Raw genomic sequence first — 24,362 nt, 5'->3', positions numbered from 1 at the left:
GCCCGTGGCTCTGTTACACTGCGCCCATGCTGAACTTCTCCCATCTTTCCCTGCGCCGCGGCAAGCACGAGCTGTTGCGCGATGTCACCTGTACGGTACAGGCGGGCCAGAAAGTGGGTATTACCGGCGCCAACGGCGTCGGCAAGTCCAGCCTGTTCGCGCTGATATTAAATGAGTTGCAGCCGGATGCCGGTGAGTTCTCCCTGCCGCCGAACACGGTGATCGCCCATGTCGCCCAGGAGATGCCGGCGACGGACAAAAGCGCGCTGGAGTATGTCATCGACGGCGATACCCGTTTGCGCGAGATCGAACAGCAGATCCGCGACGCCGAACTGCAGAACCGCGGCGAACAACTGGCCCGGCTGCACAGTGAACTGGAACATATCAACGGCTACAGCGCCGCCAGTCGTGCCGGCAAGTTAATGCACGGGCTGGGTTTTTCCGCCGAACAGGAATCGGTGCCGGTGCGCGAATTTTCCGGCGGCTGGCGCATGCGCCTGAATCTGGCCCAGGCGCTGATGTGCCGCTCGGATCTGTTGTTACTCGATGAGCCGACCAACCATCTGGATCTGGAAGCCGTGGTCTGGCTGGAAGAGTGGTTGCGTGCCTATCCCGGCACGTTGTTGCTGATCTCCCACGATCGCGACTTTCTGGATCGGGTGACCACCCACATCGCGCATATCGAGCAACAGAGAATGACGCTGTATACGGGCAACTACTCCGCCTTTGAAGTCCTGCGCGCGCAGCACCTGGCCAACCAGCAATCGGCGTATGAAAAACAGCAACGCGAAATCGCCCATATCCAGAAATTTATCGATCGCTTTCGGGTGCAGGCCAACAAGGCGCGCCAGGCGCAAAGCCGGATCAAGGCGCTGGAGCGCATGGAAGTGATCAGCCAGGCGCATGTCGACTCGCCTTTTCATTTCCGGTTCTACAATCCCGATCAGTTACCCAACCCGTTATTGCAACTGGATGAAGTCGATATCGGTTATGCGCAGGAACCGGTACTGAACCAGGTCAAGTTGACCATCGCCCCGGGGGATCGCATCGGTCTGCTGGGTTACAACGGGGCCGGCAAGTCGACCCTGATCAAGTTACTGGCCGGTGAGCTGATCCCGCTGGCGGGAGAAATCACGCCGGCCAAAGGACTGGCAGTCGGCTACTTTGCCCAGCATCAGCTGGAGCAACTTGATCCGCAGGCCAGTCCCCTGTTGCATTTGCAGCGGATCGATCCCAGGGCGAGCGAACAGGCCCTGCGCAATTATCTGGGCGGTTTCGGCTTTGGCAACGAGATGGCCCTGTCGCCGGTGGCGCCGTTCTCCGGCGGGGAAAAATCGCGCCTGGTGCTGGCCATGCTGGTCTATCAAAAACCCAATTTGTTATTACTCGACGAGCCCACCAACCACCTGGATCTGGAAATGCGTCATGCCCTGACGCTGGCGCTGCAGGAATTCGACGGTGCCATGGTGGTGGTCTCGCATGATCGCTATCTGCTGCGCAGTGTCGCCGATACCCTGTTGCTGGTTGCCGATGGGACGGTTTCGCCCTTTGACGGCGATCTGGACGATTATCGCCAGTGGGTACAGGAACAGGAAAAAGCCTTCGCGGCGGACTCCCGTGGTAAAACCGCACCCGGGCTCAACAAAAAGCAGCAACGCCAGCAGGCCGCCGAACAGCGCCGTCAGATGCAGCCGTTGCGCAACAAGATCAAAAAACTCGAGCAGCGGTTGGATATCCTGGCCAAACGTCAGGAAGAATTACATGCCGAGCTGGCTGATAACAGCCTGTACGAGGAGGCGAACAAGGACGAGCTACAGGAACTGCTCGCCAAACAGGCCGATCTGCAACAGCAGCAACAGGCGGCCGAGGCCGAGTGGCTGGAAGTCACCGAACAGCTCGAGGTGTTCGAGCCGCTATAAAGATTCACCACGAAGACACGAAGACACGAAGACACGAAGAAGTAATTATGAAAAATATGATCCCCGGATGTCCTGGTGGTGAAAGGTTTTCCGCACAAGGCAGGCTGGACAGAGCAACGCGGTGTCCGGCAATCCGGAGGTGTGCCCGATACCGCGGAGTTTATGCCCGCAGGGTGCTATATCGGGCCGACGATTGGAAAGAAAAATCGGTTCCATTGATTGTAGGAGCGCCTCTGGCGCGACAGGTTGTGCCGGCGGTGAGGTCTATCGCGGCGCAGCCGCTCCTACCTCATCATTTCACTGCCAACTCAGCACTCAGCACTATCTCAGGGTTTACCCTGAGAATATGATGGTGTTACAGGGATGGCAGGAAAGAAGAATTGTTATATGATTAGCATAGAAAATAGCCACTGATCAGACACGGAGGCCGGCGCCTGTCGACACAACATAACTGACGCCATGCTGTTTACAACAAAACCCAAAACCGACAAACCCGAGCCGGATCTCGATAGCAGCCAGTTTGGCCATTTCGGCAACCTTACCAGGCCTTACAAGGATGCCGAGCGCAAGGATCTCGACAGGGAGCGTTATCTGCAAACGTTGACCAATTACCAGCGGGCGCCGGTGCGGCTGCTGGAAGAGGCGGTGCGCATCCAGGCCAGTCTCAATCGCCTGAAAATGAAACCGGAAAAACGCGAGCAGCTGACCCAGACGGTACTGGGGCAGATTTATCCGGTGGTGGCCATGTGGTACGAGAAATTCCAGGCGGAGCAAAGCAGCCTGCCGGAGAGTAATGAACGGCGTAATGCGCTGGAGACCAGTATCAAGGCCGTTGAGCAGGTGGCGATCAGCTACAAACTGCTGTTTCACGCCGATTACAGCGCCAGTCCTTCAAGTTTCGCGCGTAACCAACAGCAGCTGTATGCCCGGGGCCTGCGGATTATCGAGCTATTGCGGTTGATGCAGCGGTTAAAGGCTCTGCGTTATCAGAAGATGAGCAAAACCGACTGGCTGGACGTCAATCAGGTGTTTTTCTCCATGTTGTTGCACAATGCCGTGAACGATAAGCTGGATCTGCTGGGCACGGTTGGCGCCAGAAGCCGGCAGAACAAATCGGAGCGCAGCAGCACCTCGAAAGGCTCCATGCAGGAGATCTACCTGTCTATCCAGCTGTTTGGTCTGCTTGAAACCAATAGTTGGTCGACCCGTTTGTTGCATATACCGGATGCCTGGCTGAATACGTTGGGCATGGAGAGTTTCCGGATAGTGGCGGACACTCATGCCCCTTTGCAGCCGGGAAACCTGATTACCTATCTAAATAATAACAGTCCGCCGCAATTCCAGCGTCGCGAGGACATCAAAGGCCCGAGTATACTGATCGACTATACCGGGTTGTACAACGCGCTGGTCAAGGAACATGAAAACATTGGCAAGATGAGATTTATCGGGGCTGTTGATCCGAAAAAACTCACCAAGCCTTTGCAGGAACTCAACGACGAAGAGCGGTTACCGGTTATCGAGTCCATGCTGATCGCACTCATACAGCGCAGCCGGCAGAAGAAACGCCACCGTGTCCACACTTATGATGCGCTACGCGTTTATTTCGGGCTTAACGAAGTTTTTCGATTGTTGAGAGATATTTCTTCCAAAGATATGCAGCGGATTATCGACTCGCGTCAGTTTGTCGACAAACTGGCCCGGCAATCCTCGTTGTTGGCCGATGATGCAAAGTCGCACATGAATACCCAGTGGGCTATGATCAACTTCAGTTCCGGCGGCTTGCTGATCGGGACCGAAGAAACCGCCTTCAGTACACCCATCAAGATTGGTCAGCTGGTCGCTTTCGGTCCAGTTGACGCAGAATTGCATCGGATTACCCTGGGCTATATTAACCGGTTGCATCGCACCGAAGACCACCGTGTGGAAGTCGCCATTGTCCGGCTGTCGAGCCATGCCGAAGCGGTGGTAATTCAGACTGAACAGGATATTCAGGAAAAATCGGGCCATACTGCAATATTGGTGAAGGATTTGCGTGGCCAATGGCAGTTAATTGTCAATACTGGCCTGGCGGTCAAAAGTGGCGATCCACTCAAATTGATCCGCAACGACGGTTCCCGGTTGCCGGTCAGGCTGGGCGAAGTCTGGCTGGTGGAAAAAGAGTTCACTATATACGAGCTGCGTTCGCCGGGACTTAGATGAATTTTGAATTTTGAATTTTGAATTAATGTAAAACAACGCTGGCGCAGCCAGCGTCTCATCAACTCAACATTCAAAACTCAACATTTATCATTCGCTAACCCGCATCGACAGATCCACGGCCTGGATGTCCTTGGTCAGGGCACCGACGGAGATGAAATCAACACCGGTCTGTGCGACATCGCGAATATTTTCCAGTGTAATCCCGCCGGAGGCCTCCAGTATCGTGCGGCCGCTGTTCAGGCTGACAGCCTGCCTCAGTGTCTTGAGAGACATGTTATCGAGCAGGACCCGTTCGACGCCGGCTTCCAGGGCCTGCTCCAGTTGCTCCAGGGTTTCGACTTCCACTTCGATTTCGAGTTGCGGTGATAATCGTCGCGCCGTTTTGACCGCTTCCAGCAGGGAACCGGCGGCAGTGATATGATTCTCCTTGATTAATACCATGTCATACAGGCCGATACGGTGGTTGGTGCCGCCACCGCAACTGACCGCGTATTTTTGTGCCAGACGCAGGCCGGGCAGGGTTTTTCGTGTGTCGAGGATTTGCGCACCGGTATCGGCTATCTGATCGACATAGTGGCGCACAGATGTAGCGGTGCCGGAAAGCGTTTGCAAAAAGTTGAGCGCGGTACGTTCGCCGGTTAACAGCGAGCGAACCGGGCCGTGCAACTCACAAAGTAATTGCTCGGGTTCGACACGCTCGCTGTCGTTGACCTGCCAATGGATAGTGATAGTCGGGTCGAGTTGTCGAAATACCTCGTCAAACCAGGCACGGCCGGCGATTATCGCGGACTGGCGACAAATGACCCGCGCATCGACCTGATCGGCTTCCGGTAACAGGGCAGCGGTGACATCACCGCTGCCGATATCTTCGGCCAGAGCGAGTTCGACCTGTTGTTGAATTTTCTCGGGGGAGACGGTAAACGGCATAGTCTGTTTTTACCTGGCTTCGGCAAAACCGGTAATGACATCGCGCAACTCATTATTGAGTCGATCATTCAGACTCTGGAGTGCCCGTTGACGAGCAAGCAAGGGTTGACTGGCGGCCTGCTTGATCTCCCAACGATGGCTGCCCTGCACGGACTTGTTGGACAGGGAGCGTAGCACGATGGTCAGGTTACCGTGCACCCAGTGCCATTGTTGATCCGGGAAGGAGGTCAGATCCAGACTGGCATCAAGCTGGTAATTGGCATGGTCATCAACCTGCCGGAAACCCGCTTCGGCCAGGGCGCCATTGATAATGGTCGGTAATTGCCCGCTCGCATCCTGTTCGATATGGGTACGGATGCGGACTCGCTGGGCCAGATTATTACGGTCATGCAGCAGTCTTTCGAGTTGATAACGGCTCGGCACGCCCCTGCCGATGGGATCGATCACCTGCAACTGGCGTTGCAGGGCACGGCGCTGCAGCTGGGTCTCGACGGCGCGATTGGCCCGCGCGAGCTGGCGCAGCAGTTCACTTTGCTGCCAGGCATCCTCGATCACCTTACCGGTCAGGTTATCCAACTGTTGGATTGCATCCCGCAGCTGTTGTCCGGCCTTGAGGCGATCGAGTACGGCAAGGGCGTGATGGCGCCCGCTGTCGGGGTCCTGCCATATCTCGGCGATTTCGATATTTGACAGGGTCTGGTCGGTGCGGGTGGCGATCTGCCGTGAGATGGCAGTCTCCAGGCTGGATTGGGTTTGCTCGCCGCTGCCGGTGGTTCGACTGTATTCGGTGATATCCCGGCTCTGTTCGCTGATGCTGACCTCAAATATCTTGGCCAGATCAGCGCGGGCCCGATCCCGGGCCACAGCGGCATGTTCCGCTTCACCGCGGCCAATCAGGTATTGTTCGGTCGGATAGGCCTTGCTGTTACCGCTGATCCACGCGGGTCTGTCGTCACCCGTGCCAGGACCGGCACAGCCGGTCAACATCATGACCAGCGCGGTCATGACAAGGGGAGAAAAAAAACTGGCGGGGTTGTTCATGCTAGTGCCTCGTTGTTGGGTAAGCCGGGAACCATAAATAGGACAGATAACGTTTGCCGCCGCGTGTCAGATTGATTCGATCGAGCTGCCGGGTAGCAGTCACCTGGCCGGCTTGTCCGATCAGCTCCAATGTCACATTATAGTCGCCCGGCGGCAGTGTGACACGCGCCATCTGGATCTCGCCGGGCAGGGTCAACCAGCTGCGGGTATCGGCCTGCTCGGAGATCACGCCGGCGATATTCATCAACAGGCCGGCAAGCCCGTCGTTTTCCCCGGCCTGGCGTGACATCTTGTATTTGATCACCGCGCGGGCCAGCGCGCGGGCGGTGATCGCGGGCATACTTTCCTGCAGGGTGCGCAGGGCGATGCCGCTGATGTTTTCCATGGGTTCGGTACGGACCCGTTGCTCAGCGACCACAACCCGGGCATGACTGAGATAGCTGTGGCGTGGTTCATAAACCGGCACGGCAAAATGGACCAGATAGCCGCTAGCGGGATCGACCTGGGCGATCCGTTGTGAGCGTTTGATAGGGGCCAGGTCCTTGTGAAACAGCACGATTAGCTCGGCCCCGTCCCGGTCAAACTGTCGGGCATCGGTGTCAAAGCGCGCACGATATTCAGCGTACTCTTCGGTGAGTCCCAGTTGTCGACTCAAACGTAACAGATCCTGCTGGAGGATCCGGGGGACATTGATAGCGTAGACTTTTCGGTGTTCCAGGTAGGCGTTATAGGCCTTGCGGTAGGCGATCATGGCGTTGTCGCTTTCACCCAGTTGCTCGTAGATCAGCCCGGTGAGATAGCGGACAAAGGGATCGATGCTGAGAATACTGTCGGGATTGGCATCCTGTAGCTGGCGCAGGCGCACATCGATCTGCAATGCCTCGACCCGGGCCGCATCCACCTGATTTTGCAACAGATAGTTGATGGCCGCGTAGACGTGCAGCATCAGCTGTTCGAGTGACGAGCCGGTGTAGGTGCGGGTACCGTCGTTGATGAAAAATGCCGCACTCTCCTCAGAGATACTGGCTGCCTGGTAGTGCTCAATAATTTTCTTGGCCTGCTCGAACTCGTTGTTGCTCTCAGCGTAGTCGCCGAGCATGTGCAATAACATGGCTTTGTTCAGGTGATAGAGCAGCTGGTTGCGTTCGGGATGGTGCTGTTTTTCCAGTACTTCGAGAGCGGCAGCCGGATCCCGGCTGGCAAGGTTCTGAACTTCCTGTTCAAAGTTGCGGCTGTAGGTGGTACAGCCGCTTTGCTGCAGAAGCAGAACGCCGGCCAATAGCCAGCCGGCATAGCGAACAGGGCGCTGTGGCAGGCGCAGGCGCATGAGATAAGCCTGGCGGCGCCATCTAGTAACGCAGCTTGCTATTGACGACCTCTTTTTTGATCTTCTTCTGCCCCACCCAGGCCTTGCGATTATCCGTCAGACTGATCAAGGTGAGATCCACCTGGTAGTAGCGGACCTGGGTGCGCCCTTCCATGTCGATGATGGTGTTGATCTGGCCGCTGAGCATGTAATCGGCGCCGTATTCCTGACCCATAGCTTTGCGGGTTTCCGCACTGGCATGAATGTCCTGATCCAGCCGTTCATCACGAATCTCGTCACGTTCGACACGCGAGGCGACGAATGTGACCCGCCCGGAGTTGGTCAACTCGCGCTGGATATCGTTGACGAAAGTATTGGTGTTGATGTGTTCGTGGCTCAGGTTGCGCACGGTGCCGACGATGACCACCGGCTGCTTGCCGGTCTGGCGTTTGAAATCATTCACCCAGGGACGTGACAGCATGTCGCTGATCATCTCCTCCGAGACCAGGCGCGAGTCGGTATCGTTCCAGGCCCCGCTGAGATCGCGTACCTCTTCGGGCTCCAGTCGCTCGACCTGGGTGCCGCAACCGGCCAGCCCCGCCATCAGGAGGACACCGCCGAGTAAAAGGAAAAGGGTTCGGATAGTACGATACGGCATGCTCAGTTCTCCTGCGCCAGTGAATCGAAAATGTTGCCGCCCTGATCGCTGATATAACGTTTCAGATCGGCGTTCATGTCGTCGACCTTGTCCAGCGTCTCGGCTATCCGGGCCATGTCCAGTTCCGCGATGGACCAGATATTCCCGGTCTGCTCGTTTTGCCAGTGGCCGATGATCCTGACGCCGGTCAGGTTCACCCTGGTCAGATTATTAATCTGCCGCGAGACGTTTTGCTGGTTGATCGAACGGCCGGCACTGGCGGCATGGGCGCTGTAATCATCGCTGACCACATCCATGTACGAACTGAGAATCCGGGCTACTTCCGCGCGGGCCCGGTTATCGGCGGTGGCGATTTGCAGCGACTTGTCACCCATTGGCGGGGTATGGCCGACACCATGGAACAACCGTCCGTCCCGGTCGTTCAGATACTGGGTGCCTTCGTTGACCCATTCGGGCCCGCCACGGATACCCAGATCGCTTTCCACCTGAGTCTTGCCGCCGCAGGCCGCCAGCCCGATGACGAGGCTGATGAGCAATCCCTGTTTCAGGAGCTGCAATTTGTTCATAGGTCGATCTCCTTGTCGATAGCTGCCACAGCAGGCCGAATTCATTCTTTCATTCTAGCGCGTTCAGCCCGGCATGCGACGGAAATAATCGTCGGACAGCTTTTTCGCCAGCCCGGCGAGCAGGATCAGGCTGATCAGGTTCGGGGCCGCCATCAAAATATTGGCGATATCGGCAAAGTTCCACACCAGCTGCAGCGGTACATAAGCACCGACCACCACCAGGACGGTGAATATAACGCGATAGGGCATCACCGCCCGTTCGCCGAACAGGAACTCGGCACTGCGATCGCCGTAATAGGACCAGGCGATCATGGTCGAGTAAGCGAAAAACACCAGGCCGATGCCGACGATCCAGCCGCCGATGCGACCCAGCCCCTGTTCGAAGGCGTAGGCCGACAGGGCCGCGCCTTCCAGTCCGTCGGGCCGGGCCTCGCCCCAGGCGCCCATGATCACGATGACCAGCGCGGTCATGGTACAGATGACGATGGTGTCGATGAACGGCCCCATCATGGCCACCAGCCCCTCGCGCACCGGTTCGCTGGTGCGCGCGGCGGCGTGGGCCATGGGTGCCGAGCCCAGCCCTGCCTCATTGGAAAAGACCCCGCGCGCCACGCCGTACTGGATGGCGGCACCGATGGCCCCGCCGCCGGCGGCCCAGGGATTCAGAGCCAGGTTAAAGATGGTGGCAAAGGCGGCCGGAATCTGCTCGATATGTAAAAACAGCACCAGCAGCGCCGCGCCGCAATAGAACACCGCCATGAAGGGGACGATGCGGGAGGTCACCTTGGCGATACGCTTGATGCCGCCGATGATCACCAGGCCGACCAGAATGGCGATGATGACGCCGATCCCGAGCCGGTAGTCGATGATGCCGGGAAAGACATAGGCCAGCCCGTCTACCACCGAATTGGCCTGCACCATGTTGCCGATACCGAACGAGGCGATCAGGGTAAAAGCCGCGAACAGGACAGCCAGAGTCTTGAAATTGAGTCCGTACAGCAGGGTGTACATCGGCCCGCCGGAGACCGAGCCGTCGGGGTGAAAACGGCGAAACTTGAGCGCCAGCGAGCAGGAGGCAAATTTGGTCGCCATGCCCACCAGCGCGGTAATCCACATCCAGAACACGGCGCCGGGCCCGCCGAAGGCGATAGCCGTGGCCACGCCGGCGATGTTGCCGGTACCGACCGTGGCCGACAGCGCCGTGGACAGCGCCTGAAAGTGACTGACTTCGCCGGGGTCGGCCGGCTTATCGTAGTTGCCGCGAATGATTTGCCAGGAGTGCTTGAAGCCGCGCAACTGCACAAAGCGCAGGCGAATGGTCAGATAGAGTCCGGTGCCGACCAGCAGGATAATCGAGGGAATGCCCCAGGCATAATCCGAGACCGTGCCGGTCCATTCGGTCAATGCGGCCAACAGGTTGTCCATGCGGTTCTCCCGTGATGGTTATTTTTGTATTCAGGACAGGGCGGGGTGCTGTTGGTGATATTAACAGTCTGTGGCGGATGGTGTAATGTGAAGTACACAAAATTCAGGCTTGTCATAACCGCACAAGCGGGCTTACCACAGGAACGTTGCAGGGTGATGGAATAACCGATGCGGATCGATCTTCAAACCGGGCTGCTGCAGGGCGCACGACAGTGCCCCTCCCCCAATTACAACGCGCGCCCCGATCCGGCGGATATTTCCCTGCTGGTGATCCACGGTATCAGTCTGCCGCCGGATCAGTTCGGCGGGGTCGACATCGACCGGTTCTTCACCAATTGTCTGGATCCCGACCGGCATCCCTATTTTCGGGAGATTTGCGGTTTGCAGGTCTCTTCCCATTTATTGATTCGCCGCGACGGCGAGGTAGTGCAGTATGTGCCATTTGGCGAGCGGGCCTGGCACGCCGGTGACTCGGAGTTTGGCGGACGGACCAACTGCAACGACTTTTCCATCGGCATCGAGCTCGAAGGCAGTGATGAACTGCCTTACGAGCCGATTCAGTATCAACGCCTGCAAGAAGTCACCCGCCTGTTGCAACAGGCCTATCCGGCGATTACCCGTGAGCGGATTGTGGGCCATTGTCATATTGCGCCGGGGCGCAAGACTGATCCGGGGCCGGTTTTTGACTGGGGTCGGCTGCTGGCCGGGCTCTGATCACCCCCGGAAATGGGGAACAAGGCTTGATATTTACACCTTTTATATAGACACTTGGCATCATGAATCTGATAAGTATATTGCTGGCACTGGCGGTGGAGTTCTTCTACAAGCCGGTGTCCGATCTGCGCCGTTACGACTGGTTCGATCGTTACCACGAAACCCTCTATCAGAAACTCGAGGGCCAGCCGCTGCGCGACGGGCCGGTGGGGGTCATCCTGCTGATCGGGCTGGTGGCGCTGGCGGTCTGGATCGTGCTGGCGGCGCTGGGCGCCCTGACCGGGTTGCTGGCCTTTTTATTCGGGCTGGTGGTACTGATTTTCACACTCGGTCCGCGCGATCTGGAAGAGGATGTTCAGCCGGTACTGGACGCCCTGGAGCGCGACGATCCCGAAGCGGCGGCACTCGGTGCCCGCCAGCTCGGCGACGAGGCAGAAATCACCGCCGAATCACCCGCTGAACTGGTACAGCAGGTACGCGATCGGATTCTGGTGGAAGCCAACACCCGCATGTTCGGTGTGTTGTTCTGGTTTTTGATTCTCGGCCCGATCGGCGCGGTGTTGTTTCGATTAAGTTGTCAGGTGCGCCAGCAAGCCCCGGTCACCGACGAATATCGCAATGCCGCCCGCGATCTGTACCGGATACTCGCCTGGATTCCTGCCCGGCTCACCGTAGTGTGTTACGCCCTGGCGGGTAATTTTGTCGACACCCTCAGCCGCTGGCAGAGCCCCAAAGACCTCTGGGAACAGGACAGCGACACCTTCTTGATCGTCAGCGGTAACGGGGCGATACAGGGTGAATATACCGAGTCCGACGATGAAGCCGCGATCAATATTGCCCCGGCTCAACATGCCCTGGCGCTGGTCAAGCGGTCGCTGGTGGTCTGGGTGGCACTGCTCGCGCTGCTGACCCTGATGGGTCTTACTTTCTGATTTTCGTTCCAACTCATGCAGCAATTGATCCTTGGCGGTGTCCGCTCCGGTAAAAGTCGCTATGCCCAGCAATTGGCGCAGGACAGCGGCAAACCGGTCATCCTGATCGCAACGGCCACCGCCGGCGATGCCGAGATGGCCGAACGCATTCGTCGCCATCAACAGGATCGACCCGCCGCTTGGCAGGTCATTGAAGAACCGCTGGCGCTGGGCGATGCCTTGCAGAAAAGGGATGATCCCAGGGCAATTATACTGATCGACTGTCTGACCCTGTGGCTGACCAACCTGTTACTCGACAGCGATCCGCAACGGCTGGAACAGGAACAGAACAAACTGCTGGCCTGCCTGCCGTCGTTGCAGGCCGATCTGTTGTTTGTCAGTAACGAAGTGGGGCAGGGCATCATTCCCGCCGATCCGCTGTCGCGTCGCTTTGCCGATGAAACCGGCCGCCTGCATCAGCGCCTTGCCCGGGTGTGTGATCGGGTGACCCTGATCACGGCCGGATTGCCGCAAATACTCAAAGGATAAGTCATGACCTCACCCTGGCTGCAGCAGCCTGTCCACACGATCGATGTAAGTGCTCGGCACGCCGCGCAACAGCGGCAGGGCCAATTGACCAAGCCACCGGGGTCACTCGGTCGACTGGAGTCACTGGCCATTCAACTGGCCGGCCTGCAGGCGAACCCGACACCGGTGATCGAACACAGCTGGATCGCGGTATTTGCCGCCGATCACGGCGTCGCCCATCAGGGCGTATCCGCCTTTCCGCAAATCGTCACCACCGAGATGGTGCGCAACTTTACCCGTGGCGGTGCCGCGATCAGCGTCCTGGCGGCGCAACAGCATGCCCGCCTGGAAGTGGTCAATGTCGGTACCGCGCACGATCCGGGTAAACTGCCGGGGGTGGTCGACCAGCGCATTAGCGAAGGCACGGCCGACTTCAGCCGGCAACCGGCCATGACACCCCAACAGGGAGAGCAGGCGCTGAAGGCGGGCCGCGATTCGGTACAACGCGCACTGGAAGACGGAAGCCAGATCTATATCGGTGGTGAGATGGGCATCGCCAACACCACCTCGGCCGCGGCACTGGGGTGTGTATTGTTGCAGCAACCGGCCCGGGAACTGGTCGGACCCGGCACCGGACTGGATGATGCCGGTGTGCGACACAAGGCCGAGGTGATCGACGCGGCGATCGCCTGGCACGCGCTCGATCCCGATGATGTGCAGCAGATGCTTTGCTGTTTCGGCGGCTTTGAGATCGCGGCTCTGAGCGGGGCGTTTATGCATGCCGCCCAGCGTGGCCTGCCGGTGCTGGTGGACGGGTTTATCTGCAGCGTCGCGGCGCTGATCGCTGAACGATTGTTACCCGGCTGCAGTCAATGGTTTATCTACAGCCACCGCTCCGCCGAGCCGGGTCACCGGGCGATCCTGGATGCGCTGGGAGCCGTGCCGCTGCTCGATCTCGGCATGCGCCTGGGCGAGGGCAGCGGGGCGGCCGTGGCCCTGTCACTGCTGCGCCATGCCTGCGCGTTGCATAACGGCATGGCCACATTCGAAGAGGCGGCGGTCTCAAACAAAGAGGCGGGGGATGATTGACTGTCATACCTCTTCTTTAAGATATTCTGGAAATTAACGCAGAGGCAGAAAATAATTTTGAATTTTGAATTTTGAATGCTGAATTAATATCAATTTGCGGCGGAGATCATTGGCTTGATATCTCCCAGGTATGAGAGCTACTGGATGTGTTCACGTCCCCGGGTACAAAAATTCAAAATTCAAAATTCAGAATTCAACATTTATAGCCAGACCCTGGCGTCCTCTGTGGTAAAAAAACGAACTTGATTATGGCTGAAAAATCTGTAGTAACGACGGTTGACCTGCTGCGCCACGGCGAACCGGTGGGCGGCAAGCGCTATCGCGGGCAGATCGATGATCCGTTAAGCGAACTGGGTTGGCGGCAGATGCGCGAAGCGGTGGCCGATCACTGCCCCTGGGATCGCATTGTGACTTCCAGTTTATGCCGATGCCATGACTTTGCACGGGAGCTGGCCGAACGTCATAGCCTGCCGCTGCGGCCGGAACCGCGTCTGATGGAGATCGGCTTCGGCGAATGGGAAGGGCGTAGCGCAGAAGAGTTGATGGCCGAGGATCAACAGCGGTTGTTTCGTTTCTGGTCCGATCCGCTTAACAATACGCCACCCGGCGCCGAGACCCTGCACGAGTTCGAGCAGCGGGTGATCGGTGCGTGGGAAGACCTGTTGCAACAACATGCCGGCGAACATCTGCTGGTGGTCGGGCATGCCGGGATGATTCGAATGATCCTGCGCCATGTGCTGAATATGCCGTTGTCGAGCATGTTTCGTTTGCGCGTGGACCTGGCCGGGATTACCCGTATCGAGATCGAATCCCACGAGGGTCAACAACTGCCCCGGCTGATCTTCCACGGCGGCCAGCTCAAATGAGCGCGCTGCAGGCCCTGATCACCGCACTGCAATTGCTGACGCGTATTCCCCTGCGTCTGCCCCGTTATGCTACTGCCAATCAGGCGGCGATCGCCGGCTGGTCGGTGTTGTTCTATCCCGTGGTGGGATTGTTGATCGGGGGCCTGTTGCTACTGGTGTGGTGGTTGCTACAGGTTGTTGCAAACAGCGAGGCGTCTTTGCTGCTGGCCGGGTTACTGGTGTTGTGCTGGGTGGGCATCACCGGTGCCCTGCATCTGGACGGACTGGCCGACAGCGCCGATGCCTGGCTGGGCGGGTTCGGCGATCGCGAACGGACCCTGGCGATCATGAAAGACCCTTACGCCGGACCGGCCGGGGTAACGGCGATCGTCGTGGTTCTGCTGCTCAAATTCGCCGCGCTCGGCGAAATGACCTGGGCATTCTGCCCGCAGTTGCTGGTCATTCCGGTGCTGGCACGCTTGCAGGTGATGTTGCTGTTTCTGACCACGCCCTATGTTCGCTCCGGCGGCATGGGCTCGGCTGCCACCGAACACCTGCCGCGCAAGACAGCGTGGCTGTGGCTATTGTTAATCGCTGTGGCCGTGACCGTGTTGATCGAGACGGGCTGGTTGTTGATCGTCGGGATGGTCGTGGTCTTTATCGTGTTGCGCGCGATCATGCAACAGCGGCTCGGTGGCACCACCGGCGATACCGCCGGGGCCCTGATCGAAATTACCGAAGCGGTGTTGCTGTGTCTAATAGTTCTGAGTTCTGAGTTCTGAGTTCTGAGTTCTGAGTTCTGAGTTCTGAGTTCTGAGTTCTGAGATGAGTTGGCAGTTGGCAGTCATCAGTTGGCAGAGTGTAATAATTGGATGGGGGTTTGATATTTAGTTTATTTTTTTCATTACACCAACATGGATGAAAAATGACAAAATCAGGGAAGAAAGGTCCCCTCTCCCTCCGGGAGAGGGACAGGGTGAGGGGATCAAAATTCAAGGCACATGCACGATTTTGGAATCATGACGTTTTGGTAAATACCCGGGATGTCCTTGAAAGGATACGCCAGAGCCTGATTGATATCCCCTCACCCCCACCCTCTCCCTGAGGGAGAGGGAGTAGATTGTTCCTGTCTGCAGGATCGGCGCACGCGAAAAAAGCTAATGCTACTCCAGGCCTATAATGTTTTTTAGTTTGGCTATGTCCAGGTGCTGTTCGAGTGTAGTGGCCAGTCGGTCGATGGCGGCTTCCTGCAGTTGTTGATAGTCCGGTTGTGGTTCCGATTGCCGGGCAAGTCCGGCCCATTCCAGCAGGGCCTGGCAGGCCCGGGGTTCGTCGAATAGGCCATGCAGATATGTTCCCATGACATTGTTATCGCTCGATATCGCCCCGTCGTGGCGATCGTCGAGGATCACGGCCGGGGACGCGCAGGCGGGACCTTGCGTGTGGCCCATGTGAATTTCATAACCGCTGACCGGGACACCGGCAATGGTCAGGCGACCCTGCACGTTGTGCAGTTGTTTGACCGGTTCCAGGGTGGTTTCCATGGGCAGATAACCGAGTCCGGTTGTCGAACCGGGCGGCCCTTCCACTCCCTGCGGATCGTGCAGCTGCTCGCCCAGCATCTGAAAACCGCCGCAGATGCCGATCAGCTTGCCGCCGTAACGCAGATGCCGGGCGATGGCGGCGTCCCAGCCGTGCTCGGTCAGCCACTGGCGATCGGCGCGCACGTTCTTGCTGCCGGGCAGGAGGATCAGATCCGCCGGCGGGATCGGATCGTGGGGGCTGATATAGTGAAAGTTGATACGCGGATCCACGCGCAGGGGATTGAAGTCGGTATGGTTGCTGATCCGCGGCAGCAGCGGGACGATGACCTCAAAAGGCCGGTCAGTGTCACACTGCTGTTCAAGGTTGAGGCTGTCCTCGGCGTCGATCTGCAGATTCATCAGATAGGGAATCACCCCCAGTACCGGGATGCCGGTCTCTCGTTCCAGCCAGTCGAGGCCCGGTTGCAGCAGGCTGACGTCGCCGCGAAAGCGGTTGATGATAAAGCCCTTGATCCGTTTGCGCTCCGAGGGAGCAAGCAGTTGCACGGTGCCGACCAGCTGGGCGAAGACGCCGCCGCGATCGATGTCGGCGACCAGCACCACCGGGCAGTCCACCGCCTCGGCGAAGCCCATGTTGGCGATATCGTGTTCGCGCAGATTGATTTCGGCGGGGCTGCCGGCGCCCTCGACGAATAACAGCTCATACTGGTTCGCCAGCCGCTGCCAGGAGTCCAGCACCGCGGTTTTCGCGGTCTGTTTGTATTGGTGGTATTCTACCGCGTCCATGTTTCCCAGCGCCCGGCCCTGAATGATGATCTGCGCCCCGGTGTCGCTGGCGGGTTTGATCAGCACCGGGTTCATGTCCGTGTGCGGGGCCAGCCGCGCGGCCTGCGCCTGCACCGCCTGGGCCCGGCCGATCTCGCCGCCGTCCGTGGAGACCGCGCTGTTGAGCGCCATATTCTGTGGCTTGAACGGCGCGACGCGCTGGCCACGATTGGCAAACAGCCGGCACAGGCCGGTGACCATGATGCTTTTGCCGGCATCGGAGGTGGTGCCCTGGATCATCAGGGCGCGAGAGGTTCTCAAAATAACATCCGGTATCCAGTGAAACGAATCCGCTATTTTAATACAGAATGCCCCCCTGCCGGGTCACAAACCCGATGCTGAGCGTCGCGATCGTGCTGGCGGCCGTGGTGCTGGACCAGTGGCTGGGCGATCCCCGGCGTTATCATCCGCTGGCCGGGTTTGGTCGCCTGGTTCTCTGGCTGGAAGCCCGGGTTTACGGGCCACCTTCGGTGAGTGCCGCGCGGCGGCGCTGGCGCGGCCTGCTCGGTTGGCTGTTGCTGGTGGCGCCGCCGGTGGGGCTGACCGCCTGGCTGGTGATGGTTCTGCCGCTGTGGGGCGGGGCCGTGCTCGAGTTGCTGTTGCTTTATCTGGCCCTGGGCGGCCGCTCGCTGGCGCAACATGCGCGGCGGGTCGCCCGCAAGCTGGAGCAGGCGGATCTGGACGGGGCGCGCCACGCCGTGGCGATGCTGGTCAGTCGGGATACCGGGGTGCTGGATGCCTCGCAGATCAGCGCCGCCACGGTGGAATCGGTGCTGGAGAACGGCAACGACGCGGTATTCGCCACCCTGTTCTGGTTCCTGCTGCTCGGCGCGCCGGGGGTGGTGCTCTTCCGGCTGGCCAATACCCTGGATGCGATGTGGGGTTATCGTAACGACCGCTACCGGGATTTCGGCACCCTGGCGGCGCGTCTGGACGATGGTCTGAACTGGCTGCCGGCGCGGCTGACTGCCCTGAGCTATGCCCTGCTGGGCCACACTCGCCAGGCCCTGCGCTGCTGGCGGACCCAGGCGCCGCACTGGGAAGGCATCAATCCCGGCGTGGTGATGGCCAGCGGCGCCGGGGCGCTGAACCGGACGCTGGGGGGCCCGGTCAATTATCATGGCGCGCTGCGCGAGCGGCCGCCGCTGGGTGCCGGCCCCCCTGCCCGGGTGGGTGATATCACCCGGGCGGTGCGTCTCGTACAATACACGCTGATTTTATGGCTGGTGATCATCGCGATCGCAGGAGGTCTGTTTGCCACAACATGGGGGTAATCTGCTGGAAGCGGCACGCCGTTACGGGCGGGCACCGGACGCGTGGCTGGATCTGTCGACCGGGATCAATCCCGGGGCGTATCCGGTGCCGTCGCTGCCGCCGCGTGTCTGGCAGCAGCTGCCCCAGCAGGACGACGGTCTGATCGACATCGCCCGCGATTATTACGGTGCGCCCGCGCTGCTGCCGGTGGCCGGCTCGCAGCAGGCCATCCAGCTGTTGCCGGGCCTGCGCGCCCCCGGCCGCGTCGGGGTGCTCTCCCCGAGCTACAACGAACACGCCTGGCGCTGGCAGCAGGGTGGCCATACGCTGGTGCCACTGCGCCTGAATACCCACGGAGATACCCTCGAGGACAGCCTCGATTCGCAACTCGATACGCTGGATGTGCTGGTGGTGGTCAATCCCAACAACCCCACCGGCCACCGCTTTGCGCCCGCACAACTGCTCGACTGGCACCGGCGCCTGCAGGCCCGCGGGGGCTGGCTGGTGGTGGACGAGGCCTTTATCGATGCGACGCCCGAACTGAGTCTGGCCGCCCACAGCGCTCGGCCGGGGCTGATCGTGTTGCGCTCCATCGGCAAGTTCTTCGGCCTGCCCGGGCTGCGCGGGGGCTTCGTGCTGGGCGAGACCGGGCTGCTCGCGGCACTGTCCGAGCGGCTTGGCCCCTGGGCCGTAGCCGGCCCGGCCCGCTTCATCATGCAGGCGGCGCTGGCGGATGACGCCTGGCAGCAGCGGATGCGCGAGCAACTGCCCCGGGCCAGCGAACGACTGGTGCACTTGCTCAGTGAATACGGTTTGCCGGTCGGCGGTCATTCGCCGCTGTTTGCCTGGTTGCCGACATCGACGGCACGCGCGCTGCACGAGCAGCTGGCCCATGCAGGGATCTGGAGCCGCTATTTTGACCCGGCCGCCGGCGGTCCCGGTTTGCGCCTGGGGCTGCCGGGCGAGGAGGCCGACTGGCAGCGACTCGGGATCGCGCTGGCACAGATTCATCCATCGAAACGCAACCAGGCGGTGCAGGCATGAAATATCGTTGGATCGCAACAGGCTGGCTCTGTCTGTTCGCCGGGCTGGCGAGCGCCGGGACCTTCAGCGTCACTGATTATACCGGGCAGAAGGTCCAGCTGGATCAGCCGGCCCGGCGCATCGTCAGCCTGGCGCCGCACATTACCGAGTTGCTGTTCAGCATCGGCGCCGGCGAGCGCGTGGTGGGAGCGGTCAATTACAGTGATTATCCCGAGGCCGCCGAATCGATTCCACGAGTCGGCGGGTATAACGCGCTGGATCTGGAACGCATTGTAACCCTTGAGCCGGATCTGGTGGTCGGCTGGCAAAGCGGCAATAATCCGGCCGACCTGGAAAAGCTCCGGCGTTTCGATCTGCCGTTGTTCATCAATGAACCCCGCCGCCTGACCGATATCCCCGATACCCTGCGGCGCCTGGCGGTATTGACCGGTAATCAACAACAAGCCGAGACGGTGATCGTCGAGTTCAAGAATCGCCTCGAATATTTGCAGCGTTTCAGCGACCGGCAACCGGTCAAAGTCTTTTACCAGATATGGGATCGGCCGTTGATGACGGTTAATGATGAACACCTGATCGGCGATGTGATCCGTTTGTGCGGCGGGCATAATGTCTTCGGCGAGACGGTCAGTCTGACGCCGCAAATTTCAGAAGAAGCGGTGATCGCAAGAGCGCCGCAGGCTATCGTGATCGGCGGTATGGGCGAGCAACATGCCGAATGGATCGAACGCTGGCAGCGCTGGAAATCGATTCCGGCGGTGGCGCAGGATCACCTCTTTATGATCCAGCCCGATCATCTGCAACGCCACACCGTGCGCATCCTGCAGGGGGCCGAGACCCTGTGCCGGCAATTGGAGCAGGTCCGCACAGACCACGATACTTCTTCCCCCGCAAAGAACTAGGGTGCTTTTGCTCCAGACGCCCGGGAAGCTCGGAACAAATCCTTTCTCGTCAGAATCTAAATAACGAATTCTGTCGGTCACGCTGGCGTTAGCCTGCGTGACATCCCTGCCGATACGGAGAATGTCAGGTAGCGCTGCGCGCAACCTGACCTACACCTACACCTACACCTAGGAGCCTGGAGACTAGCAACTGTTCTGTATCTCCCGCAGTTTGGGCACCTTGAGATCGGCCTCGTCGGCGTAAGCCAGGGCACGGGCCAGCCGTTTCGGGGCGCTGCGGCCGGTGCACTGGTGGCGCAGATCGCCTTCGATCGCTTCGACCATGCCCTCGATCAGTTTGTCCCGTTCCAGATGATGCCCGACCAGCCAGGCCTGGATGTCCATCACTTCATCGGCCACCTGGCGGGCCAGATCCCGATGTTGATCCCACAGTTGCTCCACGTCGCCGCCGACCACCATGCCGGCAATGTTGGTGGTCAGGATATAGACATTCTTGCGCACCAGCTCGAACTCTATCGCTTCGGGCGTGGCGACTTCCCAGGTCGGAATCTCGAGCGTCGCCAGGGCGTTTTCCAGCAGCGGCGCCTGGGGGCCGTAAGTGGGGGAGGGAATCAGTACCTTGTAGTCCTGACCCTTTTTCTTCTCGAACCAGACCGAAATGACGGTCGGGTTGGCGATGTCGTGCTGCTTCCAGTCACCCGGCAGCAGTTCGTTCTGCAGCAGGCCGAGATGATTTTTCCAGGCATCTGGCAGGCCCTTGAGCGTGGGGTGCAGATCGTCCTCGCCGACCGACACCAGCACCAGCCGGGGATCGGGCACCGCGGCGGCGATCCTGTCCATGTCCGAGTGGCGGGTGACCGGGAAAACCGGGTGGCCAAGACGCAACAGGCCGCGGGTGAATACGCCGCCCATCTCGCCGATGCCGACGACTATGACAGGATCATTCATGAAGCAGATTCCTTGATTTGGCTTGGTTTATTTTGGGTCATGAGACGGATAGACTGAAATTGTACGAGTCGCCGGGACCTTTGGCCAGCATAGCCGTTTTTCGGTCAGGTTGCCGGGCAGGATAGCTCAAAAGGACAACAGGGAATGCCGCTATATAGAGTGAACCGCTGCTTGTATTGTATTTCTGTCTGGCAGGCGGAGGATATATTTGCCAGTATCGGGAATCACCGCACGGTGATGGCTACCTTATCTTTGGACAGGACAGTCGGCGATCGGGTTTGAATAACAAGACACTGCTCAATATTCCCAGCGTTCGCATCTCGGCCGCCCGTATCGCCGCCTATTACGGGCTGTTCGGCATTGCCTGGATACTGCTCAGCGACTGGTTCGTGTCGCTGGTGGCGGTAGATGCCGATGCGCTGAGCACCCTGCAAAGTGCCAAGGGCCTGATTTTCATCGGGCTGTCGACCCTGTTGGTTTTCCTGTTGTGTGTGCGCGAGAACTATCGCACCCACCGTGCCGCCGAGGCACTCAGCGAAGAGCGCCGGCGGCTGGCCGGCATCCTCGAAGGTACCCGCGCCGGTACCTGGGAGTGGCATGTGCCCAGCGGCCGGACGGTGTTCAACGAACGCTGGGCCGAGATGATCGGCTATACCCTCGACGAGCTGGCGCCCGTCTCCATCGACACCTGGTCGGAACATACTCATCCCGATGATCTGCGCAAGGCCAATGAGCTGTTACAACGCCATTTTAACGGTGAACTGGACTATTACGAATGCGAATGCCGTATGCGTCACAAACAGGGTCACTGGGTCTGGGTGCAGGATCGTGGCCGACTGCTTACGCGCACGCCGGAGGGCAAACCGTTGTTGATGCTGGGTACCCATATCGATATTACCCGGCGTAAACAGTCCGAGGCGGAGATCCAGCGTATGAGCCGTCTCTATGCGACGCTCAGCGAGACCAATCAGGCGATTGTCCGGATATCGGAACAGCAGGAACTGTTTCAGCGGATCTGTGACATCGCCGTCGAGCACGGCGGTTTCAGCCTCGCCTGGGTCGGCTTGCCGAATCAACGGGAAGAGAGTATTGAAGTGAGCGCGGCCAGTGGACAGACGGGCTATCTGGAAGGTCTCCATATCGCCATCGATCCCGAACAACCGGAAGGTCGCGGGCCGACCGCGCAGGCTTATCGAACAGGGGAACGTCGGATCATCAACGATTTTGCGCAGAACGAAATGACCCGGCCCTGGCACGAACAGGCGGCGCAATTCAATATTTGCGCCTCGGCCGCATTTCCCCTGCGACGCAACGGCATGATATTTGGTGTATTGAATATCTATGCCAGTGAACCCGGCTTTTTTCAGAACAAAGAGATCCATCTGTTGGAAGAGATGGCCGAGGATATCGGCTTTGGGATGGAGAACTATCAACGGACTCTTGAGCTGGCCGCCAGCGAGGCCCGCTTTCATGCTATCGCCGAGGGTATTGGCGATGCCATTGTCATGGCCGATCCGCAACGAAATATCCGGTGGATCAATTCCAGGGTTATCGAGATATTCGGTTACAGGCTGGATGATATTCAGGGCAAGCAGAGCGAGGCTCTTTACGAGAGTGCCGAAGAGTATATTCGACAAGGGCAGTTGAGATATAACCGGGACGCCAATACACATGAGGACCGCTACGAGGCCCGTTACCGACGCAAGAACGGCGAGATATTTATCGGCGAGACCATTGGAACCGCCTTGCGTAACGAGAACGACGAACTGCTGGGTTATGTGGCATTGATCCGGGATGTAACCGAGCAGCGGGCGACTCAAGAACAATTACGCATTGCCGCTGTCGCATTCGAAGTGGAAAACGGTATTATGATTACCAATCGGGAACAGATTATTGAGCGGGTTAATCGGGCGTTTACCCGCATCACAGGTTACGAGGCCGACGAGGTGATCGGCAGGGTTCCGACCTTTCTGAAATCGGGCCAGCACAGCAAGGCTTTTTACCAGCAGATGTGGCAAGAGATCAATGAGCAAGGTTACTGGGAAGGCGAAATCTGGAATCGAAAAAAGGGCGGGGATATCTACCCAGAGTGGCTGACCATCAGTGTTGTGAAAAATAATCAGGGCCAGGTCACCCACTACATCGGTTCGTTTTCCGATATTACTGAGCGTAAGGCGGCCGAGCAACATATCCATCAACTGGCGTTTTATGATCCGCTGACCCGGCTGGCCAACCGGCGGCTGTTCATCGATCGTATCGAGCATGCGAGGTTGACCGGTGAACGCAGCAAACAATATGGTGCGATTTTGATGCTGGATATGGACCACTTCAAGGTATTGAATGATACACGGGGACATCATGCAGGAGATCAGTTATTGATCGAGGTGGGGAAAAGACTCAAAGAGCAGGTGCGCGAAGCAGACACAGTGGCCCGCTTCGGTGGGGATGAATTTGTGATTTTGCTAGAAGGCCTGAATTCAGAGAGGGATGTCGCCGTTAACCTGGCCAGTGATCTGGCCGATAAAATCCAATCTGCTCTAACCATTCCCTACCATCTTGATGAAGTGAAGGACTATCGCATCACACCCAGTATCGGCGTGGTTCTGTTTCTCGGGCGTGATACCAGTGTGGAGGAGCTCCTCAAGCAGTCAGATGTGGCATTGTACGAAGCCAAGGCGGCAGGACGTAATGCCGTTCGCTTCTTCAATCCGGAGATGCAGGACAAGGTGGAACAGCGCGCCAGACTGGAAACGGCCTTGTCCAAGGCGCTGGAGCAGGAAGAGTTTCTGCTCTACTACCAGCCACAGGTCAACCACAACGGCGAGTTGCTGGGCGCCGAAGCCCTGTTGCGCTGGGTACCGCAAGACAGTGGCTCCATGGTCTCACCGGCGGACTTTATACCCCTGGCCGAGGATACCGGCCTGATCGTGCCGATTGGTTACTGGGTGATCGAGACCGCTTGCCGGCAATTGCGTGCCTGGCAACAACAAACCCCAAACAGGTCGTTCAACCTGGCGGTCAATATCAGTGCCCGGCAATTTCATCAACATGATTTTGTACATCGCCTGCAGGAAATTGTTCAGAATACCGAAGTTAATCCGAGCAGCCTGAAGCTGGAGTTGACCGAGACGGTCGTGCTGGATGATATCAACTACGTTATTGAACGCTTGCAGGAATTGAAAAAACTCGGCATCGGCACCTCGATGGATGATTTTGGTACCGGGTATTCATCATTGTCTTATCTCAAACGCCTGCCGATTGAGCAGATCAAGATTGATAACTCCTTTGTGCGGGATATCGCGCATTCCATGCATGACTCGGCAATCGTTCGCGCGATTATCGCCATGGGCCACTCGCTGGGACTTCAGGTTGTCGCCGAAGGGGTCGAAACCGAAGAGCAGAGGGCCTATCTGGAAAAATACCAGTGTGATGTCTATCAGGGTTATCTCTTCGACCGGCCGATGCCGGTGAGAGACTTCGAGAAGTGGCTGAGCTGATTCGGGTTATTTACTCATATTACGCAAGTATAGAAGGTGCAGTGACAGTACGCGTGCGGTGCTGCGGTAATCTTTCGATCCGGTCGTTGAATGAATAAAGGACCGCACTGGCTGATTTGTGAACTCCCCTGTATTCGACATTGCCCCGGAATGACTTGATCATTATCAAGGCGGCCTCAACGCCCGCCGGGTTGTGATGGCACAGATTTTGGTATGCTAACTG

General features: G+C 58.6%; 20 protein-coding genes. 12 read left to right on the top strand and 8 right to left on the bottom strand.

Annotated features, from left to right (window positions below):
• Window positions 1-26 precede the first annotated feature (26 nt).
• Both U5J94_RS15000 and U5J94_RS14995 read left to right on the top strand, forming a co-directional pair.
• Window positions 27-1,919: an ATP-binding cassette domain-containing protein gene (locus tag U5J94_RS15000; RefSeq protein ID WP_322566430.1), complete on the top strand. Its 1,893-nt coding sequence runs from the start codon at window positions 27-29 to the stop codon at window positions 1,917-1,919.
• A 459-nt stretch (window positions 1,920-2,378) separates the two neighbouring features.
• A complete protein-coding gene (locus U5J94_RS14995; protein WP_322566429.1) occupies window positions 2,379-4,118 on the top strand; it encodes a hypothetical protein in 1,740 nt (579 codons plus the stop codon).
• Window positions 4,119-4,205: 87 nt separating this feature from the next.
• On the opposite strand, the gene nadC is transcribed toward U5J94_RS14995, so the two are convergent.
• From nadC to U5J94_RS14965, 6 genes are all read right to left on the bottom strand, one after another.
• Window positions 4,206-5,045, bottom strand: coding sequence for a carboxylating nicotinate-nucleotide diphosphorylase (gene nadC, locus U5J94_RS14990; RefSeq protein WP_322566428.1), 840 nt, complete (start codon window positions 5,043-5,045; stop codon window positions 4,206-4,208).
• A gap of 9 nt (window positions 5,046-5,054) precedes the next feature.
• Window positions 5,055-6,086 carry an LPP20 family lipoprotein gene (locus U5J94_RS14985; protein ID WP_322566427.1) on the bottom strand — a complete coding sequence of 344 codons (1,032 nt, stop codon included), beginning with the start codon at window positions 6,084-6,086 and terminating at the stop codon, window positions 5,055-5,057.
• A gap of 1 nt (window position 6,087) precedes the next feature.
• A complete protein-coding gene (locus U5J94_RS14980) occupies window positions 6,088-7,413 on the bottom strand; it encodes a hypothetical protein (protein WP_322566426.1) in 1,326 nt (441 codons plus the stop codon).
• A gap of 22 nt (window positions 7,414-7,435) precedes the next feature.
• On the bottom strand, window positions 7,436-8,050 hold the full coding sequence (locus tag U5J94_RS14975) for a penicillin-binding protein activator LpoB (RefSeq protein ID WP_322566425.1): 615 nt from the start codon (window positions 8,048-8,050) through the stop codon (window positions 7,436-7,438).
• A gap of 2 nt (window positions 8,051-8,052) precedes the next feature.
• Window positions 8,053-8,616, bottom strand: a complete 564-nt coding sequence (locus U5J94_RS14970) for a hypothetical protein (RefSeq protein ID WP_322566424.1) — start codon at window positions 8,614-8,616, stop codon at window positions 8,053-8,055.
• A gap of 63 nt (window positions 8,617-8,679) precedes the next feature.
• Complete coding sequence (locus U5J94_RS14965; protein ID WP_416224239.1) at window positions 8,680-10,032, bottom strand: alanine/glycine:cation symporter family protein; 1,353 nt, start codon at window positions 10,030-10,032, stop codon at window positions 8,680-8,682.
• A 177-nt stretch (window positions 10,033-10,209) separates the two neighbouring features.
• Here U5J94_RS14965 and ampD point away from each other — a divergent pair, with 177 nt between their 5' ends.
• The 6 genes from ampD (at window position 10,210) to U5J94_RS14935 (ending at window position 14,910) form a co-directional block, all read left to right on the top strand.
• The gene (ampD, locus tag U5J94_RS14960) at window positions 10,210-10,755 is read left to right on the top strand and encodes a 1,6-anhydro-N-acetylmuramyl-L-alanine amidase AmpD (protein ID WP_322566422.1); all 546 of its coding nucleotides are present in this window, start codon (window positions 10,210-10,212) and stop codon (window positions 10,753-10,755) included.
• Window positions 10,756-10,817: 62 nt separating this feature from the next.
• On the top strand, window positions 10,818-11,687 hold the full coding sequence (gene ampE / locus U5J94_RS14955) for a regulatory signaling modulator protein AmpE (protein WP_322566421.1): 870 nt from the start codon (window positions 10,818-10,820) through the stop codon (window positions 11,685-11,687).
• A 15-nt stretch (window positions 11,688-11,702) separates the two neighbouring features.
• Entirely contained in the window at window positions 11,703-12,215 is a 513-nt protein-coding gene (cobU, locus tag U5J94_RS14950) for a bifunctional adenosylcobinamide kinase/adenosylcobinamide-phosphate guanylyltransferase (RefSeq protein ID WP_322566420.1), read from the top strand.
• Window positions 12,216-12,218: 3 nt separating this feature from the next.
• On the top strand, window positions 12,219-13,283 hold the full coding sequence (gene cobT / locus U5J94_RS14945; protein ID WP_322566419.1) for a nicotinate-nucleotide--dimethylbenzimidazole phosphoribosyltransferase: 1,065 nt from the start codon (window positions 12,219-12,221) through the stop codon (window positions 13,281-13,283).
• Window positions 13,284-13,531: 248 nt separating this feature from the next.
• On the top strand, window positions 13,532-14,149 hold the full coding sequence (locus U5J94_RS14940; protein WP_322566418.1) for an alpha-ribazole phosphatase family protein: 618 nt from the start codon (window positions 13,532-13,534) through the stop codon (window positions 14,147-14,149).
• The gene (locus U5J94_RS14935; RefSeq protein WP_322566417.1) at window positions 14,146-14,910 is read left to right on the top strand and encodes an adenosylcobinamide-GDP ribazoletransferase; all 765 of its coding nucleotides are present in this window, start codon (window positions 14,146-14,148) and stop codon (window positions 14,908-14,910) included. Before U5J94_RS14940 ends, U5J94_RS14935 begins: the two co-directional genes overlap by 4 nt.
• 381 nt (window positions 14,911-15,291) lie before the next feature.
• Here U5J94_RS14935 and U5J94_RS14930 read toward each other — a convergent pair whose 3' ends face one another.
• Window positions 15,292-16,737 (bottom strand): cobyric acid synthase, encoded by a 1,446-nt coding sequence (locus U5J94_RS14930; RefSeq protein WP_416224238.1) that lies wholly within the window; start codon window positions 16,735-16,737, stop codon window positions 15,292-15,294.
• Window positions 16,738-16,832: 95 nt separating this feature from the next.
• Between U5J94_RS14930 and cbiB the strand changes: the two genes are divergently transcribed.
• Genes cbiB through U5J94_RS14915 form a run of 3 tightly spaced genes read left to right on the top strand, consistent with a single transcriptional unit; the run spans window position 16,833 to window position 19,694 of the window.
• Window positions 16,833-17,771: an adenosylcobinamide-phosphate synthase CbiB gene (gene cbiB, locus U5J94_RS14925; RefSeq protein ID WP_322566415.1), complete on the top strand. Its 939-nt coding sequence runs from the start codon at window positions 16,833-16,835 to the stop codon at window positions 17,769-17,771.
• Window positions 17,752-18,795: a threonine-phosphate decarboxylase CobD gene (gene cobD, locus U5J94_RS14920; protein WP_322566414.1), complete on the top strand. Its 1,044-nt coding sequence runs from the start codon at window positions 17,752-17,754 to the stop codon at window positions 18,793-18,795. The genes cbiB and cobD overlap by 20 nt, the downstream gene beginning before the upstream one ends.
• Window positions 18,792-19,694, top strand: a complete 903-nt coding sequence (locus U5J94_RS14915) for a cobalamin-binding protein (RefSeq protein ID WP_322566413.1) — start codon at window positions 18,792-18,794, stop codon at window positions 19,692-19,694. The genes cobD and U5J94_RS14915 overlap by 4 nt, the downstream gene beginning before the upstream one ends.
• A 183-nt stretch (window positions 19,695-19,877) precedes the next feature.
• Here U5J94_RS14915 and U5J94_RS14910 read toward each other — a convergent pair whose 3' ends face one another.
• Window positions 19,878-20,642, bottom strand: a complete 765-nt coding sequence (locus tag U5J94_RS14910; protein WP_322566412.1) for a hypothetical protein — start codon at window positions 20,640-20,642, stop codon at window positions 19,878-19,880.
• A 278-nt stretch (window positions 20,643-20,920) separates the two neighbouring features.
• Between U5J94_RS14910 and U5J94_RS14905 the strand changes: the two genes are divergently transcribed.
• The gene (locus tag U5J94_RS14905) at window positions 20,921-24,139 is read left to right on the top strand and encodes an EAL domain-containing protein (protein ID WP_322566411.1); all 3,219 of its coding nucleotides are present in this window, start codon (window positions 20,921-20,923) and stop codon (window positions 24,137-24,139) included.
• Window positions 24,140-24,362: the final 223 nt, after the last annotated feature.

This window comes from Thiohalophilus sp., assembly GCF_034522235.1.
In the GTDB taxonomy this organism is placed as follows: Bacteria; Pseudomonadota; Gammaproteobacteria; order UBA6429; family Thiohalophilaceae; genus Thiohalophilus.
This window is presented reverse-complemented; position numbering and strand designations above follow the sequence as displayed.

What these genes read in the sequence shown, in the direction of transcription:
- U5J94_RS15000 (WP_322566430.1), top strand. Translation starts at nt 27, where the DNA reads ATGCTGAACTTCTCCCATCTTTCCCTGCGCCGCGGCAAGCACGAGCTG.
- U5J94_RS14995 (WP_322566429.1), top strand. Translation starts at nt 2,379, where the DNA reads ATGCTGTTTACAACAAAACCCAAAACCGACAAACCCGAGCCGGATCTC.
- nadC (WP_322566428.1), bottom strand. Translation starts at nt 5,045, where the DNA reads ATGCCGTTTACCGTCTCCCCCGAGAAAATTCAACAACAGGTCGAACTC.
- U5J94_RS14985 (WP_322566427.1), bottom strand. Translation starts at nt 6,086, where the DNA reads ATGAACAACCCCGCCAGTTTTTTTTCTCCCCTTGTCATGACCGCGCTG.
- U5J94_RS14980 (WP_322566426.1), bottom strand. Translation starts at nt 7,413, where the DNA reads ATGCGCCTGCGCCTGCCACAGCGCCCTGTTCGCTATGCCGGCTGGCTA.
- U5J94_RS14975 (WP_322566425.1), bottom strand. Translation starts at nt 8,050, where the DNA reads ATGCCGTATCGTACTATCCGAACCCTTTTCCTTTTACTCGGCGGTGTC.
- U5J94_RS14970 (WP_322566424.1), bottom strand. Translation starts at nt 8,616, where the DNA reads ATGAACAAATTGCAGCTCCTGAAACAGGGATTGCTCATCAGCCTCGTC.
- ampD (WP_322566422.1), top strand. Translation starts at nt 10,210, where the DNA reads ATGCGGATCGATCTTCAAACCGGGCTGCTGCAGGGCGCACGACAGTGC.
- ampE (WP_322566421.1), top strand. Translation starts at nt 10,818, where the DNA reads ATGAATCTGATAAGTATATTGCTGGCACTGGCGGTGGAGTTCTTCTAC.
- cobU (WP_322566420.1), top strand. Translation starts at nt 11,703, where the DNA reads ATGCAGCAATTGATCCTTGGCGGTGTCCGCTCCGGTAAAAGTCGCTAT.
- cobT (WP_322566419.1), top strand. Translation starts at nt 12,219, where the DNA reads ATGACCTCACCCTGGCTGCAGCAGCCTGTCCACACGATCGATGTAAGT.
- U5J94_RS14940 (WP_322566418.1), top strand. Translation starts at nt 13,532, where the DNA reads ATGGCTGAAAAATCTGTAGTAACGACGGTTGACCTGCTGCGCCACGGC.
- U5J94_RS14935 (WP_322566417.1), top strand. Translation starts at nt 14,146, where the DNA reads ATGAGCGCGCTGCAGGCCCTGATCACCGCACTGCAATTGCTGACGCGT.
- U5J94_RS14930 (WP_416224238.1), bottom strand. Translation starts at nt 16,737, where the DNA reads ATGATCCAGGGCACCACCTCCGATGCCGGCAAAAGCATCATGGTCACC.
- cbiB (WP_322566415.1), top strand. Translation starts at nt 16,833, where the DNA reads ATGCTGAGCGTCGCGATCGTGCTGGCGGCCGTGGTGCTGGACCAGTGG.
- U5J94_RS14915 (WP_322566413.1), top strand. Translation starts at nt 18,792, where the DNA reads ATGAAATATCGTTGGATCGCAACAGGCTGGCTCTGTCTGTTCGCCGGG.
- U5J94_RS14910 (WP_322566412.1), bottom strand. Translation starts at nt 20,642, where the DNA reads ATGAATGATCCTGTCATAGTCGTCGGCATCGGCGAGATGGGCGGCGTA.